Annotated in this window: 2 protein-coding genes; both read right to left on the bottom strand. The window is 71.3% G+C overall.

Annotation, left to right across the window (positions count from 1 at the left end):
- Nucleotides 1-17 precede the first annotated feature (17 nt).
- Nucleotides 18-851, bottom strand: coding sequence for a thioesterase family protein (locus ACWDNU_RS46305; RefSeq protein ID WP_449673505.1), 834 nt, complete (start codon nt 849-851; stop codon nt 18-20).
- Nucleotides 852-871: 20 nt separating this feature from the next.
- Nucleotides 872-1090 carry a hypothetical protein gene (locus ACWDNU_RS46300; protein WP_355274430.1) on the bottom strand — a complete coding sequence of 73 codons (219 nt, stop codon included), beginning with the start codon at nt 1088-1090 and terminating at the stop codon, nt 872-874.
- Nucleotides 1091-1213: the final 123 nt, after the last annotated feature.

The raw sequence follows: 1213 nt of genomic DNA, 5'->3' as shown, positions 1-1213 counted from the left end.
CTCCGGAACCGGCCCGATCACCAGGTTCTCGTCGTCGTCGAGATCGAAGACCTCCGGCGCGAACCCCACGCGATGAGCAGGGTCTGCGTGCTGCGCCCGATCGGTCCGGTCTCGTCGAACAGCGCCGATTCGGCGAGGCCGATGCCGTGCGGCTGCGGATGGGTCACCGCGTCCAGGCACACCCATTCGCCGACCGGCTGCCGGTGCAGGGTGACGGTGAGGTCGGTGTTGATGAAAAGGTACTTCGCCCAGTCGAGCACCGAACTCACCCCGTTACCCGAGTCGGCCGCGGCCAGCGTCCGCTCCAGCGGGCTCGGCGTGGTGCCCGCGACGATCGGGTACTTCAACCGGATCCAGCACACCGCGGGCCCCGGTCGCCCGAAAGAGCCGGAGGCGAAACGGTATTCGATGCCGGTGTGGAATCCGATCGCCTGATCGGAGGGGAACACCTCGGGTTCGGTCGCCGTCGGCAGCGGACGCGTGCCGCTCGGCAGGAATTCGACCGGCAGATCGAGCGCGGGCTCACTGCGCTTGAGTCGCCACGCGTTGGCCTGCATCACCGGCCCCCGCTCCGACGACAACGTCGCCTGGATGAGCTCCACGCTCCGCCCCGACCGCACCACCTCGGCGGTCGCGGTCAGCGGCGCGAGCGGCACCGGCCCGAGGATTTCCACCGCGACCCGTCCCACCTGGAACCCCTCGCGGGGCTCGCACCGCTCGATCACATGTCCGAGCAGCGCCGACGGCGGACCGGCGTGCTGCGCGTCCGGCGACCAGGGCCCGCGGGTGAGCTCGGTCGACTCGAACCGGTTCGGGTCCGCGGGATCGGGGAGATAGAACGCATCGGCCATATCGCCGACGCTACCGCAGGCTACTGCCCGCCTCCGGCGGAGCCGGTGGTCAGGGCGGTGAGCAGGTCGAGGAGGGGGCGGATGGGGCAGGGGTTGATGTCGGTGGAGGTGCAACCGAGGGACGCGGAGCCGGAGTCGGCGACGGGGGTTGCGGCCTGGGCGGTGCCGAGCGGGGCGGCGAGGGACAGTGCGGCGGCCGCGGCGGCGCCGGCGACGAAGCGTTTCGTGCGTGCTTGCATGTCAGCACCCTACTGACCGGGGCGCACGGCCACCGTGGTCGGGCAGCTGCTCGGCGGCGCGCTGGTCGCGGCCAACGTGTGGGACCTGAGCTGGCGGCCGATCTTCCTGGTCAACGTGCCGAT

This window comes from Amycolatopsis sp. NPDC003676, from assembly GCF_053587275.1.
Note: the sequence above shows the minus strand (reverse complement) of the source record. Positions and strands in the feature narration are given on the sequence as shown.

Excerpts from the sequence above, each read along its gene's own strand:
- ACWDNU_RS46305 (WP_449673505.1), bottom strand. The coding sequence starts at position 851 with ATGGCCGATGCGTTCTATCTCCCCGATCCCGCGGACCCGAACCGGTTC.
- ACWDNU_RS46300 (WP_355274430.1), bottom strand. The coding sequence starts at position 1,090 with ATGCAAGCACGCACGAAACGCTTCGTCGCCGGCGCCGCCGCGGCCGCC.